At 70.3% G+C, this 15,506-nt stretch carries 13 protein-coding genes; 7 read left to right on the top strand and 6 right to left on the bottom strand.

Annotated elements, in window-relative coordinates:
- Positions 1 to 217 precede the first annotated feature (217 nt).
- Entirely contained in the window at positions 218 to 2,230 is a 2,013-nt protein-coding gene (locus JMO03_RS01695) for a M61 family metallopeptidase (protein ID WP_425491755.1), read from the bottom strand.
- Positions 2,231 to 2,507: 277 nt separating this feature from the next.
- Here JMO03_RS01695 and ahr point away from each other — a divergent pair, with 277 nt between their 5' ends.
- Together ahr and JMO03_RS01705 are read left to right on the top strand one after the other, a co-directional pair.
- Positions 2,508 to 3,524: an NADPH-dependent aldehyde reductase Ahr gene (ahr, locus tag JMO03_RS01700; protein WP_202839585.1), complete on the top strand. Its 1,017-nt coding sequence runs from the start codon at positions 2,508 to 2,510 to the stop codon at positions 3,522 to 3,524.
- 328 nt (positions 3,525 to 3,852) lie between these two features.
- Positions 3,853 to 5,457: an MFS transporter gene (locus tag JMO03_RS01705; RefSeq protein ID WP_202839586.1), complete on the top strand. Its 1,605-nt coding sequence runs from the start codon at positions 3,853 to 3,855 to the stop codon at positions 5,455 to 5,457.
- 53 nt (positions 5,458 to 5,510) lie between these two features.
- Here the strand turns inward: JMO03_RS01705 and JMO03_RS01710 are convergent, their stop codons facing one another.
- Positions 5,511 to 6,386: an alpha/beta fold hydrolase gene (locus JMO03_RS01710; protein WP_202839588.1), complete on the bottom strand. Its 876-nt coding sequence runs from the start codon at positions 6,384 to 6,386 to the stop codon at positions 5,511 to 5,513.
- A gap of 351 nt (positions 6,387 to 6,737) precedes the next feature.
- Between JMO03_RS01710 and JMO03_RS01715 the strand changes: the two genes are divergently transcribed.
- Positions 6,738 to 8,165: a serine hydrolase domain-containing protein gene (locus tag JMO03_RS01715; RefSeq protein ID WP_202839590.1), complete on the top strand. Its 1,428-nt coding sequence runs from the start codon at positions 6,738 to 6,740 to the stop codon at positions 8,163 to 8,165.
- Positions 8,166 to 8,355: 190 nt separating this feature from the next.
- Here the strand turns inward: JMO03_RS01715 and JMO03_RS01720 are convergent, their stop codons facing one another.
- The 3 genes from JMO03_RS01720 to JMO03_RS01730 are packed head-to-tail and all read right to left on the bottom strand — an operon-like array spanning position 8,356 to position 10,306.
- Entirely contained in the window at positions 8,356 to 8,730 is a 375-nt protein-coding gene (locus JMO03_RS01720) for a DnaJ domain-containing protein (protein WP_202839592.1), read from the bottom strand.
- On the bottom strand, positions 8,727 to 9,449 hold the full coding sequence (locus JMO03_RS01725) for a hypothetical protein (RefSeq protein WP_202839594.1): 723 nt from the start codon (positions 9,447 to 9,449) through the stop codon (positions 8,727 to 8,729). The genes JMO03_RS01720 and JMO03_RS01725 overlap by 4 nt, the downstream gene beginning before the upstream one ends.
- Complete coding sequence (locus JMO03_RS01730) at positions 9,449 to 10,306, bottom strand: DUF2167 domain-containing protein (protein WP_202839596.1); 858 nt, start codon at positions 10,304 to 10,306, stop codon at positions 9,449 to 9,451. The genes JMO03_RS01725 and JMO03_RS01730 overlap by 1 nt, the downstream gene beginning before the upstream one ends.
- 365 nt (positions 10,307 to 10,671) lie before the next feature.
- On the opposite strand from JMO03_RS01730, the gene JMO03_RS01735 reads away from it, so the two are divergent.
- Together JMO03_RS01735 and JMO03_RS01740 are read left to right on the top strand one after the other, a co-directional pair.
- Entirely contained in the window at positions 10,672 to 11,481 is an 810-nt protein-coding gene (locus JMO03_RS01735; protein ID WP_202839598.1) for a M15 family metallopeptidase, read from the top strand.
- A gap of 250 nt (positions 11,482 to 11,731) precedes the next feature.
- A complete protein-coding gene (locus JMO03_RS01740; RefSeq protein ID WP_202839605.1) occupies positions 11,732 to 12,277 on the top strand; it encodes a hypothetical protein in 546 nt (181 codons plus the stop codon).
- 45 nt (positions 12,278 to 12,322) lie between these two features.
- On the opposite strand, the gene JMO03_RS01745 is transcribed toward JMO03_RS01740, so the two are convergent.
- A complete protein-coding gene (locus JMO03_RS01745) occupies positions 12,323 to 12,952 on the bottom strand; it encodes a TetR/AcrR family transcriptional regulator (RefSeq protein WP_202839607.1) in 630 nt (209 codons plus the stop codon).
- A 79-nt stretch (positions 12,953 to 13,031) separates the two neighbouring features.
- On the opposite strand from JMO03_RS01745, the gene JMO03_RS01750 reads away from it, so the two are divergent.
- Together JMO03_RS01750 and JMO03_RS01755 are read left to right on the top strand one after the other, a co-directional pair.
- Entirely contained in the window at positions 13,032 to 14,168 is a 1,137-nt protein-coding gene (locus tag JMO03_RS01750; protein WP_202839609.1) for an MBL fold metallo-hydrolase, read from the top strand.
- 218 nt (positions 14,169 to 14,386) lie between these two features.
- A complete protein-coding gene (locus JMO03_RS01755) occupies positions 14,387 to 15,472 on the top strand; it encodes a serine hydrolase domain-containing protein (RefSeq protein WP_202839610.1) in 1,086 nt (361 codons plus the stop codon).
- The last annotated feature ends 34 nt before the right edge of the window (positions 15,473 to 15,506 follow it).

Below are 15,506 nucleotides of genomic sequence, written 5' to 3' on the forward strand. Positions count from 1 at the left end.
TCGGCATGCTGCCGCGGCTGCCCGGGGCCGGTGTGGCGCCCGCGGCGCAGCTGCACTTCCACGTCGCCGACGGGGTGCCGCTCAACCGCGCCCACACCGGCTCTCGACGCCTGCCTTCGCAAATCGCGAAGAGATACGGGAATTGACTCCCGTGCGGACGCGGCATTAGGAGCGGGCGACGGCTGGTCAGCAAGCCTGAGCAGAAGAGGCCCAGGTTTCATTTCTCAGTGAGTGGGGTGGCTGGGAGTGTTTTTGTCTGCCGTATCCCTCGCCGAGGCGCCAGTAGCGACGTGAGCGTGTCAGGTCTTCCGGACACCCGGACAAGGTGCGGATAGCGCAGCGTTCCCCGGTACCGGAGTGTCCGCTCGACGCGCTCACCGTCCTGTTCGACGGCCAGCTGCACGGGTATCCGCCTTGCGCTGCGGACGGCCGCAACGAGGCGTTCGCCATCGAAAGGCTCGCCATGCACGGCCGCGATCCTGCTGCCCGGTGCCAGACCGGCCGCAAATGCCGGGCCGTTCCAGCTCACCGCCCGGACCACGCCCTTGTCCGTCACCGTCATGCCGATGGAGTAGGACAGGTCGATGACGCCGTCCTCGCCCTGCTGCTGCAGGTAGGCCGCGGTGGGGGTGTCGGTGTAGACCAGCTGCCAGCCATGCCGCACCAGGCCCGCCGTGGTGTCGACCTCTTCGTGGCCGTCCACCCATGCTCGCAGTTCGCCCGCCCAATCGTTCGGGGCGAGGGCGTCAAGCGCGGCACACAGGTCATCGAAGGTGTAAGTGCGCGCGGGTGCGTCGCCGGACGGTGCGGCGAAGAATGAGCGTGCGAAGTCGTCGAGGCCTTGGCGGCCATTGGTGCGCTCGCGCAGCAGCGCGTCTACCCACAGCCACAGCAGGACGCCTTCGCGGTAGTAGTCCTTGCGGCGCTGCCAGTCGCGCCAGGGCACCGGTTTCTGCAGCATGAAGGTCGGGTAGCGGACGTCGTCCGACAGGCTGCGCCACGCGCGGCCGGGACGATTGGCGACCTCGGCGGCGTCGAGCGCCAGCTGGTCGAGGGTGTCCTGTCGACTGCGCAGCCCGGCGCGCGCGGCGAGGATGCGGCCCCAGAATTCGGTCTGGCCTTCGTAGACCCACAGCAGGCTGCCGCCCTGCGGCACGTTGGGCGTCGGCGCCCACAGATCGGCGGGGACGCGGTAAAGCCCGTTCCAGGCATGCACCAGTTCGTGGGCGAGGATGTCGCGGCCGTTGAGCTGGCTCGCCCAGTCGCGAAAGTAGTTCGATGGCAGCGAGATCTCGCTGGAGCCGCGATGCTCGGCGCCGCCTGTCGATGCGTCGTCCTCCAGTCGCGCCAGGAACTCATAGCGCTTGAACGGTGCAGGGGGGAAGACCGCGGCGACCTGGTCGAGCATCCGCACCAGTTCCGCCTTCCGCTCGGGTGGCAGGTCGAGATCCTCGGCACGGCTGGCCATGAGGTTGAGGGTGACCGGCGCATCGCCCATGGTGGCGAGCGGGACCTTCCGGAGATGGCGCGCCGTATGGAGCGGTGAATCGAGCAGGGTCTCCAGGGAGACCGGTGCAAGCTCGACCATCCCGTCCTGCACGGCCTCGACCTCCAGCGAAGACACTGGCTCCAACCCGGGCGGCAATGTCACGCTGGGCTCCACCATGATGTTGCGGGCGTACCAGCCGGCGGGATACACGACCAACCGCTGCCAGGGCACGACCACCAGATCCCGCGACAGCGTGTCGGCGCCCACGATGACCTGGTAGGTCGCCTCGAGCGTGCTCGCACCCGTGGGAATCTCCAGCTGGAACGCGTGCGCATCGATCGGGTGGCGCTGCCAGGGCAGCGGCTGTCCATCGATCGACACCGACAGCCCGGCGAGACTGGTGGCGGTGAGGCTGGGACCGTGGCTGGTGGTTTCCCAGCGCGGGTAGAGCAGGGCGGTCGGGCCAGCTGCCTGGACCGGGATGCGCACGCGAACGTTGAAGATTCTGTGCGTGATATCCGTCGCTTCGGCATGCACCTCGAGGGCGCCAGCGAAGACACGGTCGACGGGTTCCGGAATGGGAGCTGCCGCCAGGACCTGGACGGGCAGCTCCGAAGTCCTTCCAGGCCCTGGAGACGCGGTCGCCAGGGCCGCCAGCGTCACCGCAAGGGCAGCGTCAAGGCGGCGCCTTGAAGTGGACGGCGGATGGAAATCGCCAATGCGTCGGGAGAATGGGGGCACGGAGTCGGATCTCGGGGAAGGGGCAGAGGCAAGGAGAGTGCAGAGGTTCTCTCCCCCGGGCAGCAACAGTCGAAGAATAGTGGGCGCACTGGCCAGGCCGAGACCTGTGTCGTTCGCAACGTGTGGGTGGGCGGGGCCGGGCTGATGGACATGGTGTCGCGTCGGGAGTCGTGTCGTGGACAGTCCTCCGGAAGGCAAGTTCCGAAGCCGCGCCGATCACGACCGGCCAAGCGCCGGTGGAGTATCGTCTCGGCCTTCTTTACCGGAGACCGCTGCCATGGGCACCCCCTACCGCGCCTGGGCCGCCACGAGCGTCGGCGCCGCGCTGGAGCCCTTCGAATACGACCCCGGCCCGCTGGGGGCCGACGAGGTCGAGATCAGGGTCGAGCACTGCGGCGTCTGCCACTCCGACCTGTCGATGCTGGACAACGAGTGGGGCTTCACCGCCTATCCGTTCGTGCCCGGCCACGAGGCGGTGGGGCGGGTGACGGCGCTGGGCGAACACGCCAAGGGCGTGGCACTCGGGCAGCGCGTGGGCCTGGGCTGGAACGCGCGCAGTTGCCTGCACTGCAGCGCCTGCCTGGCCGGCGACCAGCACCTGTGCCGCGAGGTGCAACCCACCCTGGGCGGGCGCCATGGTGCCTTCGCCGAGAAGGTGCGCGCGCACTGGGTGTGGGTGGCGCCGCTGCCCGAAGGCCTGGACGCGGCCGAGTCCGGCCCGCTGCTGTGCGGCGGCATCACCGTGTTCGCGCCGCTGCGCGAGCTGGGCATCGCGCCCACCGCGCGGGTCGGCGTGATCGGCATCGGCGGGCTGGGCCACATGGCGCTGAAGTTCTGCCGGGCGTGGGGCTGCGAGGTCACCGCGTTCACCACCAGCGCCTCCAAGGAAGAGGAGGCGCGCGCGTTCGGCGCGCATCGCGTGGTCACCACCGGGGACGCCGCGGCGCTGAAGAAACTCGCAGGCAGCTTCGACCTGATCATCGACACGGTGAACGCTTCGCTGGACTGGCCCGGCCTGGTCGGGGCCCTGGCGCCGAAGGGACGGCTGCACGTGGTCGGCGTGCCGCTGCAGCCGATCGCGGTGTCGGCGTTCTCGCTGATCTCGGGGCAGAAGGCGTTGTCGGGTTCGCCCACCGGCTCGCGCGGCGCGATCGACAGCATGCTCGGCTTCGCCGCCCGCCATGGCGTGGCGCCGCAGACCGAGCACTTCCCGATGAGTCGCGTCAACGAAGCGCTGGAACACCTGCGCGCCGGCAAGGCCCGCTACCGGATCGTGCTGGACGCGGATTTCTGAGGACAGGCGCCGGGCGGTGCCATCCCGCGATTCCCGTCATCCGCCGCAGACGGAGAGCGCTGCGCATCCGGCCCGGAGCCGGGTGCGGACGTGACCACCTGACTCCGGCGCGGACAGGTGCCGCGGGGATCGGCCCTGGCGAGCGCGTGCGCGATGACCGCGGCCGCGGCGATGCCGCCGGGGGCGGGACCCTCCCGCTATGCGGCGGCGTGTTCGACATGCCGACGTGGCGCCCGCCGTCCCGCCGCACTGGCGACGCGACGGGGATGCAGACCCGGAGCCGCTCGCGCACACTTGCGCTCCGCTCCGGCTCCCGCGCACTTTGCAGATGATCAACGGCCTAGCCTTCCGCCACCCCCTCGTGTTCTGGTTCGGCTGCGCGCTGCTGGTGGGCGGGGTGTTCGCGCACGCGCCGATGTTCATGATGGGCCAGCACACGCACTGGCAGATGGTGGGCATGCCGATGACCACGGAGATGTGGCTGGGCATGGCGGCGATCCCGGTGGGGCTGGCGCTGTCGGCCTTCGGCATGCTGCCGCGGCTGCCCGGGGCCGGTGTGGCGCCCGCGGCGCAGCTGCACTTCCACGTCGCCGACGGGGTGCCGCTCAACCGCGCCCACGCCACCCTGGTGCTGGTGCTGGTGGTCGCACTGGCGGTGGACGTGATGAAGCCGGCCACGCTCGGCTTCGTGATGCCGGGCATGGGCGCCGAGTACGCCATCGGCAAGTCCACCTCCAGCCTGCTGGCGCTGTTCGCGCTCACCGGCACCACGGTGGGCTCGGTGGTGTGGGGCCGCATCGCCGACCGCGCCGGGCGGCGCGCGGCGATCCTGCTGTCGGCGCTGATGTTCATGGGCACCGCGATCTGCGGCGCGATGCCGACCTTCGAATGGAACCTGGCGATGTGCTTCCTGATGGGCGCGTCGGCCGGCGGCCTGCTGCCGATCACCTTCACCCTGATGGCCGAGACGGTGCCGGCCGCGCACCGCGGCTGGCTGCTGGTGGCGCTGGGCGGGGTGGGCACGTCGGCCGGCTACCTGCTGGCGGCGGGCGCGGCGGCGTGGCTGGAACCGATGTTCAGCTGGCGCGTGCTGTGGTTGCTGGGGCTGCCGACCGGCGCGGTGATCATCGTGCTCAACCGCTGGATCCCCGAGTCGCCGCGCTTCCTGTCCAACGCCGGCCTGCACACGGCGGCGCGCGAGGTGCTGCGCCGGTTCGCCGGGCCCGGGCAGGGTGCGGTGGAGGTGGACGACGCCGCGCACCCGGGCGCGCCGGTGATGGAGGAGTCGCATCCGGTCACCGGCCTGCGCGCGCTGCTGCATGGGCGGCATGCGCCGATCACCACCGGGCTGCTGGTCTGCGGCGTGGCGTGGGGGCTGGCGAACTTCGGTTTCCTGCTGTGGCTGCCGACCAACCTGGTGGAACTGGGCGTGGAAGCCGGCGCGGCCAGCGCCCTGCTCGCGCGCTCGGCGCTGCTGGCGCTGCCCGGAATCGCGGTGGTGATCTGGCTCTACCACCGCTGGAGCAGCGTGCGCGCGCTGGTGCTGTTCATCGCGTTCACCACGTTGTCGCTGCTGGCGTTCGCGGCGATGGGTTTCGCCGGCGTGCGCGACCAGGCGTGGGTGGTGGTGGCCACGGCCGCGTTGCTGGTCAGCGTGAGCGGGGTGATCGCGATGCTGATCCCGTACGCGGCCGAGATCTACCCGGTGCGCCTGCGCGGCACCGGCTCGGGCGTGGTCGCAGCCAGCTCGAAGGCCGGCGGCATCCTCGGCGCGGGGCTGGGCGTGGTCGGCTTCTTCGACCACTTCGCGTGGTCGGCGCTGCTCATCGCCGCGCCGATGGCGCTGTCGGGCTGGATGCTGCTGCGGCACGGCATCGAGACGCGCGGGCGGCGGCTGGAGGAGATCGAGACGGCGCTTTCGGCGCCGCGCTAGAGGCGGGAACGCGGGCGGACCCGGCTGGCGGGATACGCCGCGCCAAGTGCGCTTCACTCCGCGGCGTCGGTCTCCGCGCTTGCCCGGTTCCGGCGTATGAACTCCACCATCAGCGACGCCGCTTGCTGCGCATGCGTCTCAAGCAGCAGGTGGCCCGCGTCGAGCACGTGCGCCTCCATCCTCGGCAGGGCGCGCATCCACGACAGCACTTCGTCGAGTTCGAAGTAGATGTCGTGCCGGCCCCAGACCATCAGCGCCGGCGGCTGGTGGCGTTCGAGCCAGGCGGCGATGTCGTCGAAGCGCTCCGCGTAGCGGCCGTAATCGGCGATCAGCGCCCGTTGCGTGTCCAGGTGGCCGGGTAACTGCATCACCCGCCAGTCCTCTTCCCAGTGCGCGGCGGGAATGCACGCGGCCACCTCGGCGGGAACGCCGGAGACGTAGGTGTCGCGCGTGCCTTCGAGGCTCAGGTGCGCGGTGACCTCGGCTTCGAGTGCAGGCGTCGGCCGCTCCCAGTAGGCGCGCGTCGCCGCCCAGCCCGGGCCCCAGCCGGAGCGGTGCGCATTGGCGTTCTGCACGATCAGGCCCAGCACCTGCTCCGGCGCGTCCATCGCGACGTGCAGGCCGACCGGCGTGCCCCAGTCATGCAGGTAGATGTAGCGCGGGCCTACGCCGAGCCGGTCCAGCAGTTCGACGATCGCCTCGCCGATGCCGTGGAAGGTGGCGTCGGGCATCGGGTCGGAAGCGCCATGGCCGGGCAGGTCGGGCGCGATCACGTGCGCGACCTGCGCGAGCGCAGGCGCGACCTGCCGGAACATGCGCGAAGAATTGGGCGTGCCGTGCAGGAGCAGCAGGGCGGGTGCGCCCGGGTCGCCGGCCGTGGAATACGACAGGTCGCGGCCACTGGACAGGCGCAGGCGTTGGGTCTTCATCGCGCGATCGTGTGTTGTGCGACCAGGACGAATCTAGGGAAGTGGCGTTAGCGGTGAGTGAGCGCGGCGTGGAGGCAGTTCGTCTGTCGCGCGCGAGCGTCCGGATCCGACGGAACCGTTCGCCCGATTGCCTGGCGCCAGGCGAATCCGTTTGCGTCAGGGGCCCCGCCTCGCTCGCCGCGTGCACAGCCGGGCCATGTGCGAGAAGGCCATTGCCGGTTTCCGCCGCACCCGGTGGTGACCACACTTGAGGCACCGCGACTTCGCTGGGGGTCGCGCCCGGCGACTTCCGATGCAACCGGCGTCATCATCGCCGCATCCGCTTCCACCGAACCCTCCAGAGTTGCCGACATGTCCCGTGCCTTCGTCCTGCTCATCGCCTGTTGCCTGCCGCTGACACTGCTGGCGCAATCGCCCCCCGCGCCAACCGCCACTGCCGCTCCGGCCTCCGAATCGGCCGTCGATCCCGCACGGCAGGCGCTGGATGCGTGGCTGGCGGCGTTCAATTCCGGAGAACGCGCACCGCTGGAGGCCTATCGCGACCGTTGGAAGCCGGACATGGACGTGGACCGGATGCTGGAGTTCCACGCCGAGACCGGCGGGTTCCGGCTGGTGCGCCACGAGCCGTCGGAACCCGGCAAGGCCCTCGCGCTGCTGCAGGAAATGGAATCCGACACGGTCGCGCGCATGGAGATGGCGGTGACGCCGGGCGAGCCGGCGCGCCTGGAGATCCGCACGATCGATCCGCCCGAGGACCTGCGCGTCGCGCGCATGACCGCGGCCGGCGCCATCGACGCGCTGGTGGCGAAAGCCGATGCGCAGGCGGCGAACGATGCGTTCTCCGGTGTGTTGCTGATCGCGAATGGCGACGACGTCCTGCTGCAACGTGCATGGAACCGCGCCGGCGCCCCTGCCGACGCGCCGATCACGCTGGACACGAAGTTCCGCATCGGTTCGATGAACAAGATGTTCACCGCCGTCGCCACGCTGCAACTGGTGCGGGCCGGCAAGCTGTCGCTGGACGGCACGGTGGGCGAATACCTGCCCGGTTATCCGAACGCGGAGATCGCGAAGGTGACGATCCGGCAACTGCTGACGCACTCGGGCGGCACCGGCGATTTCTTCGGGCCCGAGTTCGATGCGCAGCGCCTGTCGCTGAAGACGCACGACGACTACGTGCGCCTGTTCGGTGCGCGCGCGCCGACGCATCCGCCCAGTGCGGAGCAGCGCTATTCCAACTACGGCTTCCTGTTGCTGGGCGCGATCATCGAACGCGCGAGCGGCCAGTCGTACTACGACTACGTCGACACGCACGTGTTCGCGCCCGCCGGCATGCGGGACAGCGGATCGTTGCCCGAGGATGTGCCCGTGCCGGGTCGTGCGACCGCCTACACGCGCAAGGACGGCGCCTGGACCGATGCGGCCGACACCTTGCCGTATCGCGGCACCGCCGCCGGCGGCGGCTACAGCACCGCCGGCGACCTGCTGAAGTTCGCGCGCGCCCTGCTGGCGGGCACGTTGCTGTCGCCGGAACTGCTGGCCGAGGCCACGCGCAACCAGACCCCGTGGTACGGCTACGGATTCATGTCGCGCGAACAGGACGGCGTGCGCATGTTCGGTCATGGCGGCGGCGCGCCGGGCATGAACGGCGACCTGCGCGTCTATCCGGCGCAAGGCATCGTGGTGGTGGGACTGGCGAACGTGGATCCGCCTGCCGCCAATCGTCTGGTCGATTACTACCTGCTGCGCAGGCCGCTGCCGGCGACGCCTGCGCAGTGATCGCAGCACGGATCAACGCGATGGCTCGACGCAGGCCTGCGAAGGGCTTCGCCGCAGGAACATGCCGGCCCTTAGGCCCCCCATGCGGCACGCGCCTGCGTCCCGTGAGGGACGGCGCGCGGCGGCAACCCGCTGGATCGACGGCAGGGCCCTGGCGCCTCCGGCCCGCGACCGGCGGAACCGCACCCGGTCATTCGCGCGAACCGGGCGTCGGACGCCGCCGTAGCTGCCGCATCGCCTGGTCGTATGCGGCGTCGATCTCCGCCGTCCGCTCGCTGGCCAGCGAGCGGATCTCGTTGGCCATCGTCGTCCCGCGGTCGGGATGGTATTCGGCGGCGCGGCGCCGGTAGGCGGCAGCGATCTCCGCTTCGTCCGCGTCCGCGGGCACCCCGAGCACGTCGGTCCAGTGGCGTGCGCCGATGTCGACGACATGCGGGGCGTCCGGCTCGGGCGCATCCTCGGGCGCAGCGTCGGCAGGCGGCTTGGCTGTGGACAGGAACACGCTGACCAGCCAGTAGCCGATCGCCAGTCCGCTGGCGGCGGCGAGGATCTCCAGCCCGCTCATGCCAGCTGCCCTGCGATCCGCGCCCGGGCGGCGGCGAGGCCGGAGATGCGGCCGCCGGCGCCTTCGTCGGCCTGGGCGAACAGGTCCAGCCGCGCCTCGATAGCGGTCTGCAGGCGCCGGCGCGCATCCGCAGGCAGGTGCGTGGCGGCGAAGGCGACCGGATCGCTCCGGAATCCGCGCATCGCGCACAGCCGGCGATAGAGGTTGATCGCGTGCGGTGGGCACAGCAGCGATTCCAGCGCGAGCTTGCCGAGCTGGCGCCGGGACAGCTGCAGCGTCGCGCGGCGCAGCGCGAGGCAGGCGAACATGGCGATGATCAGCAGCCACGCCGCGGCCAGGGCGGCCAGCAATTGCAGCGGATCGCGCGAGCCCAGCAGCGAATAGGGCATGGCGCCCAGCACGACCACGCCGGTGAGCGCGGATCCGATGCGCACCGGCCAGAGCGTGCGTGCGTAGCGCGCGAGCGAATCGGCCGTTTCGGCGGGGGTGGTGCCTGCGCGCAACCAGCTCGCTCGGAACCGCGTGCGCATCGGCAGCAGCGGGTTGGGCACCAACAGGAAGCGTCCCTGCAGCTCGAGTCCGGAGCCGGTCGACACGCGCCAGCCGCGGCCGCCGCCTTCCACCAGCACTTCGTCGAAGTGCAGCAGCAGCGCCGAGTCCTGCAGGTACAGCGCGACCAGCGCCACGGCCAGCAGGATCTCGGCCTCCGGCACGTTCACTAGCGTGGCGCGTCCTTGCCGCCGAAGAACTTGCGGATCGCCACGCCCACGCCCACCACGCCCAGCAACAGCAGCTTCCAGAACTTGGCGATGGCGATCCCGATCGCCGCCAGCCAGCCCTTCTTCGAGGCCACCGCCGCGGCGCCGCCGGTGATCAGGGCGGCCAGGCCGATCTCGGCCACGTGGTCGCCCGGCCGGAACTCGCCATAGCCTTCGCCCGCGACATACGTATAGCCGGGCACCAGTGCCTTGAAGTCGGCGATCGCCGGCTGCAGGACCTCCGGGTCCGCGGCGACGGTCACCTCCATCACGCCGCGGCGACCGAGCAGCCGCGTGTTGTAGTTGACGACCTTCGAGCCGGACGATTCGCTTTCGAGCAGGATCGCCCACGCCAATGCCCGGATCTGCTGGTCGTACTGCGGCTTGGCCGACCAGCCCACGAGCTTCAGCGTGTCCCAGCCGCGGCTGCGGCGCTCCTCGTTGCCGTGTTCGAGCCCCGAGCGGATGCTGGACAGGACGTCATCCGGGTCCAGCGTCTCGTCGTCCTTGACATAGCCGATCTCGCTGAAGCTGAAGAACGCGATCCAGTCGAGGTCGTCCGGCGCCAACACGTACTCGTCGTGGACGGTCGGCGGGTTTTCCAGGATCTCGTTGAAGCGGCGCGTCGCTGCCGCATCCAGGAAGGCGTAGCCGTCGGGGACCTTGATCGTCGCGCGATCGCCGATCTTCCCGACGGTGGGGCCGTGCTGCCAGGGCAGCTGTGAAACGGGATCGTCTCCTTCCTGTGCGACGGCCGACGCCATCGGCAACAGGCAGGCGGCAACGACCATGCAGACCGCAAGCATGAGGCGCGTCATTCCGGTGTCCTTGGATTTTCGTGGCGATCCCGACTCCCCGATGGGCCGCGTGTTTCCCCCTGCGGCCGTAGCGGCCCGGGCCGGAATCCTTCCGGGCGCGGCTGGATCATAGCAGCGAAGCGTCCGCTGCAAGGTTGCCGGGAGGACGAGCGACGCGACGCGCGAACGGAGGCCATTGCCTTCGTTCACCGGGGCGAACGCTCGTGACGAATGGGCGGGTTGGCTGCCCGGGCGAACGGGGTCAGGGCGGACTCCCGGCCAGATCAGAAAGGGTTTCTACGCGAGTGGTTCGGGCCCGACGGACGTTGGCCGCCCTGGCGGCGGCGCGTTGCTATCGGAACAGGGGCCCCACCGGAGTCGCGACCATGACGCCGACCGACCTGCAACGCCTACTCGCCGCCGCCGGCCATTACACCGGCGCCATCGATGGCGAGATCGGCCCCAAGAGCCTTGCCGCCATCGATGCGATCCTGGTCGCGCACGCGGCCGAATGCACCTCCGATCCCGCGAGGTGGTCGGCCAAGCGCCGCTCGGCCGGCGCCGCGCAGCTGGCGCTCAGGCACGCCGGCTGCGATCCGGGCGTGATCGACGGCTACGCCGGCAACCAGACCACCGGCGCGCTGCTGCAGTGGAACCATCGCCAGGCCTACGGCCGCGACCTGGTGCTGGACACCACGCGCACCGGGCCGGCCGTCGACAGCGGCTTCCCGAAGCAGTCCGGATGCAACGGGTACTACGGCGCGCCGGGGCCGGCGGTGGAGCGGCAACTGGTGATGATCGACCTGCCGTTCCCGATGCGCCTGGACTGGAACCTGTCGCACCGGGTCGCCCGGGTCCAGATGCATGCGCGCTGTGCCGAGAGCGCGCAGGCGGCGATGCGGGAGATCCTGCGCAAGTACGGCATCGACGAGCTGCGCCGACTGGGACTGGACCGCAACGCCGGCACCTACAACCCGCGCCGCATGCGTGGCGGTACGGCCTGGTCGATGCACGCCTACGGCTGCGCCTGGGATTTCTTCGCGGGGCCCAACGGACTGACCACGCGCTGCCCGCAGGCGCTGTTCTGCGGACGCGAATACAGGAAGTTCTTCGACATCTGGGAGGCGCATGGCTGGATCTCGCTCGGACGCGCCATCGGTCGCGACTGGATGCACGTGCAGGCGGCGCGGCTGTGAGCGCATGCGCAAGCCGGATCGTGCGACGCGTGGCGCGCGTCTGCCTGCATGCCGCGTACATCGAGGCAGCCACGCGCCATGACCCGTCTTCACCTGGATCGAAGCCCTGCGTCGCCACCATGCCGTCGACGGCGGCGCAGGGCGGCAACGCGCCGCGGCCATTTCGAAGACATCCCGAGGACAGCCGATGCTTTGCAGGAATTCCATTCGTTCCCATTCCCGCCGCGCGCCTGCGTCGGCTGCGCTCGCCTTGCTGACGGTCGCGCTGCTCGCGGCGTGCTCGCCGGCCCCGGAACCGGCGCAGGATGCGTCGCGCGATGCGGCACCCGACACTACGCCGGCCGCCGCGGTGCCCGAGAACGTCGAGGGCGCGCAGGCTCCAGCCGCGCCTGCATCCGGCAGCGACACGATCGGCGGCGACGGCTCCGAGATCCGGCTCGACGCGCTGACCGAACAGGATCTCACCGAAGCCGACCTCTCCGGCGAACTCGCCTGCAGCTTCTCCGCCGACGATGCGGCGCCGATCCTGCTCGCCCGCGGCATGGTCGCCTCGGAGGAACCGGCCCAGGGCATCGTCAAGGTCGCGGGCTACGTGGAAGCGATCCGCGCACCGGGTGGCTTCGACGGCATCCTCGAGAACCCAACCTTCACCGGGCAGGGCAAGACCATCGTCATCGCCGTGACCGGCCCGGCGACCGGCGGCGGCGAATCGCCTCCGCGCCCCGCCACGCTCACCTACCAGCGCGCCGATGGCGCCAGTCGCACGTTCGACGGGCGCTGGCAGTGCGGCCCCTGAGCCGCTGACGGCGTTGCCCCTCCCCCGGTGGGGCGCCGCGCGGCTTCAGCCGTAGCGCGCCAGAAACATCTCCACCGCCGATTCGGCCACGGCCGCCTGTTGCGCTTCGGTCAGTGGCGGCTGCCCCATCGCCACCTGCGGCCAGAACGCGGCGCCCTTGACCAGCGATTCGAGTTGGGTGGCGGCGAAGGCGGGGTCCTTGGTGGCGAGGCGGCCGTCGGCGGCGGCGGCGCGCACCCAGGCGGTCATGGCATGTTCGCGCTGGCCCAGCAGCTCCACCAGCTGGCGGGCGAGATCGGGCGAATGCAGGCCGGCGACGATGGCCACACGGGCCAGGTCGGCGAAGTCGGGCTCGTGCAGCAGGCGCAGCTTGCGCCGCACCAGCTCCAGCAACTGTCCGCGCAGCGGGGCGTCGGCGCGGTAGGGCGTGGCCTGCTCGTCGCCGCCGCTCGCCATCATCGTGTCGACGATGTGCAGGAACAGCGCGTCCTTGCTCGGGAAGTGGTTGTAGACCGTGCGCTTGGACACGCCGGCCCGGGCGGCGACGCGATCCATGCTGGTGGCCTCGAAGCCGGCTGCGCGGAACTCGGCCACGGCGGCGTCGACGATCGCGGCGCGCTTGCGGTCGGTGAGGCGGGTGGGGGCGTCGAGGCGGGCTTCGGGACGGGCGGCCATGGGGCCAAGTTTACACCGGGCAGTTTACTTTCCGGAATTGGGTAATTACACTGCACAGTGTAGTTTCTGGACGCCACCCATGACCGCCCCTTCCCCGACGCGCCGCCGCACCCGCGGGCGCCGCCTGATCGCCCTGACCCTCGCCTTCGGAGTCCTCGCCGTGAGTGCCTGCAGCCTGTCGTTCGTCCGCACCAACCAGCCCCTGGCCGACTATCCGGCCTCGCCGCAGGCCACCGATGGCCGCTTCAGCAACCCCAGGCCGCGCCCGCCCGACGGCCTGGCTTTCATGGCGCGGGTGTTGTGGGATTTCACCTTCAACAAGCCCGCCACCACGGTGCCGGCGACGCCGCCGGTGGTGCTGCCGCTCACGCGCGCGGCGCTGGAAGCGGCGCCGGATCGCAGCCTGTTCCGGCTGGGGCATTCGACGCTGCTGATCAAGCTGCGCGGCGGGTTCTGGATCACCGATCCGGTCTTCGCCGAGCGCGCCTCGCCGTTCGCATGGATGGGCCCGAAGCGCTTCCACGCACCGCCGATCGCGCTGGACGAGCTGCCGCCGCTGCGCGGCGTGCTGCTGTCGCACGACCACTACGACCATCTCGACCGCGATGCGGTGGTGGCGCTGGCGGACAAGGCCGAGGTGTTCCTCGCGCCGCTGGGCGTGGGCGACCGCCTGGTCGCCTGGGGCGTGCCGGAGGCCAAGGTGCGCCAGTTCGACTGGTGGCAGGAAGCAGAATTCGACGGGCTGCGCATCGTGTCGACGCCGGCGCAGCATTTCTCCGGGCGCGGCCTGTTCGATCGCGACCGCACGCTGTGGACCTCGTGGGTGCTGCTCGATCCGCCCACCGGCGAAGGCGATGCCGGCCTGCGGCTGTTCTTCAGCGGCGACACCGGCTACTTCGATGGCTTCGCCGAAATCGGCCGCCGCTTCGGTCCGTTCGACGTGACCCTGCTGGAAACCGGCGCCTACGACCGCAAGTGGGCCTTCGTGCACATGCTGCCCGAACAGACCGTGCAGGCGCACGCCGACCTGCGCGGGCGCGTGCTGCTGCCGATCCACAACGGCACCTTCGATCTGGCCATGCACGCCTGGGACGACCCGTTCGAACGCGTCAGCAGGCTCGCCGCCGACCAGGGCCTCGCGCTGGCCACGCCACGCATGGGCGAACATTTCGACCTGGGCGCGCCGCAGCCGACGACGGCGTGGTGGCGGGAATGAGCTGATCGCGTTGCCCGGATGCGGCACGCCGTCGTGGCCCCGCCAGAGGCGGGACGGCGCCCGGGCGGTCGCCGCCCAACCCGTTGGCGGCGGTGCGCCGTGGTTCGACGTTTTCGTGACGGGCACCGCCCGCCACACCTGCCACCCGGGCCGGCGTCCGATGGCAACCTTGTGGCACGCTTCGGCATCCATCGTTCTCCAGGCCGAAGGAGGGAGACATGAGGCACCGGTTGCAAGCCATGCTTCTCGCCGTCTTTCTGTCGGCCTGTGGCGGCGTCGATTCGAGCCCCGCCGTCGTGGAGGGCGAAGGGCCTCCAGCTTGCGTGCCGGTCGCGGGAGAGACCTTCGATACGGCAGCCGTGGAGATGCTGTTCGATGACCTGTCGCGCGATCTGACGGGAGACCTGAGGGGCGTCGTGGTGACCCGCCACGGCTGCATCGCGGCGGAGCGGTACTTCAATGGCGACGGCCCGCGGACCTTGCGCGACATCCGCTCCGCCACCAAGAGCATCACCTCCACGCTGGTCGGCATCGCGATCCGGCAGGGTCTGCTGACGGGACTGGATCAGTCGATCGCCGACATCCTGCCCCCAGGCATGCCCGCGGAACAGCGACGGATCCGGATCGGCGACCTGCTCACCATGCGGTCGGGGCTCGATGCGGACGACGACGACCCGGGAAGCAAGGGCAACGAGGACCGGCTCGACGCAAGCCCGGAATGGATCCCGTTTGCCTACGCGGTGCCGATGAAATACGCCCCGGGCGAACGATACGTCTACTCGTCCCTCGACGCGTTCCTCGCGGGATCCGTCGTGGAGCACGCATCGGGTATGTCACTCCAGCGCTTCGCGCAGGAGCACCTGTTCGGACCATTGGGCATCAGCGATGTCTCGTGGCGGCGCGGCCCGCAAGGGGAAGGCGTGGGCCAGGGAAATCTCGGCATCAGTGCGCGCGATATGACGAAGCTCGGCAACCTGTTCCTGAATGACGGACGGGTTGGCCAGCATCAGATCGTCGATCCGAAGTGGGTGCGCGAGGCCATTTCGCCTGTCGTCGATATATCGATGCTGGATCCTTACGCCGACAGCTACGGGTACATGTGGTACACGAAACGATACGAGCGCGGTGGGCGTTCGATCGTCGTCCATTTCGCTTCCGGCAACGGCGGCAACAAGATCTACCTGGTTCCTCGATACGGTCTCGTCGTTGCGATCACGTCCACGGCCTATGGACAGGGATACGGCCAGCGACGCTCCGAACGGATCCTGCTGCAGCTTCTCGACGCCACCGATGCGCCCGATTGAACTGCGGAACAGCGCTCCATCGAGGTCGAGACAC

This window comes from Luteimonas saliphila (assembly GCF_016774335.1).
Taxonomy (GTDB): domain Bacteria; phylum Pseudomonadota; class Gammaproteobacteria; order Xanthomonadales; family Xanthomonadaceae; genus Luteimonas; species Luteimonas saliphila.

Excerpts from the sequence above, each read along its gene's own strand:
- JMO03_RS01735 (WP_202839598.1), top strand. The coding sequence starts at position 10,672 with ATGACGCCGACCGACCTGCAACGCCTACTCGCCGCCGCCGGCCATTAC.
- JMO03_RS01715 (WP_202839590.1), top strand. The coding sequence starts at position 6,738 with ATGTCCCGTGCCTTCGTCCTGCTCATCGCCTGTTGCCTGCCGCTGACA.
- JMO03_RS01720 (WP_202839592.1), bottom strand. The coding sequence starts at position 8,730 with ATGAGCGGGCTGGAGATCCTCGCCGCCGCCAGCGGACTGGCGATCGGC.
- JMO03_RS01755 (WP_202839610.1), top strand. The coding sequence starts at position 14,387 with ATGAGGCACCGGTTGCAAGCCATGCTTCTCGCCGTCTTTCTGTCGGCC.
- JMO03_RS01705 (WP_202839586.1), top strand. The coding sequence starts at position 3,853 with ATGATCAACGGCCTAGCCTTCCGCCACCCCCTCGTGTTCTGGTTCGGC.
- JMO03_RS01750 (WP_202839609.1), top strand. The coding sequence starts at position 13,032 with ATGACCGCCCCTTCCCCGACGCGCCGCCGCACCCGCGGGCGCCGCCTG.
- JMO03_RS01730 (WP_202839596.1), bottom strand. The coding sequence starts at position 10,306 with ATGACGCGCCTCATGCTTGCGGTCTGCATGGTCGTTGCCGCCTGCCTG.
- ahr (WP_202839585.1), top strand. The coding sequence starts at position 2,508 with ATGGGCACCCCCTACCGCGCCTGGGCCGCCACGAGCGTCGGCGCCGCG.
- JMO03_RS01710 (WP_202839588.1), bottom strand. The coding sequence starts at position 6,386 with ATGAAGACCCAACGCCTGCGCCTGTCCAGTGGCCGCGACCTGTCGTAT.
- JMO03_RS01745 (WP_202839607.1), bottom strand. The coding sequence starts at position 12,952 with ATGGCCGCCCGTCCCGAAGCCCGCCTCGACGCCCCCACCCGCCTCACC.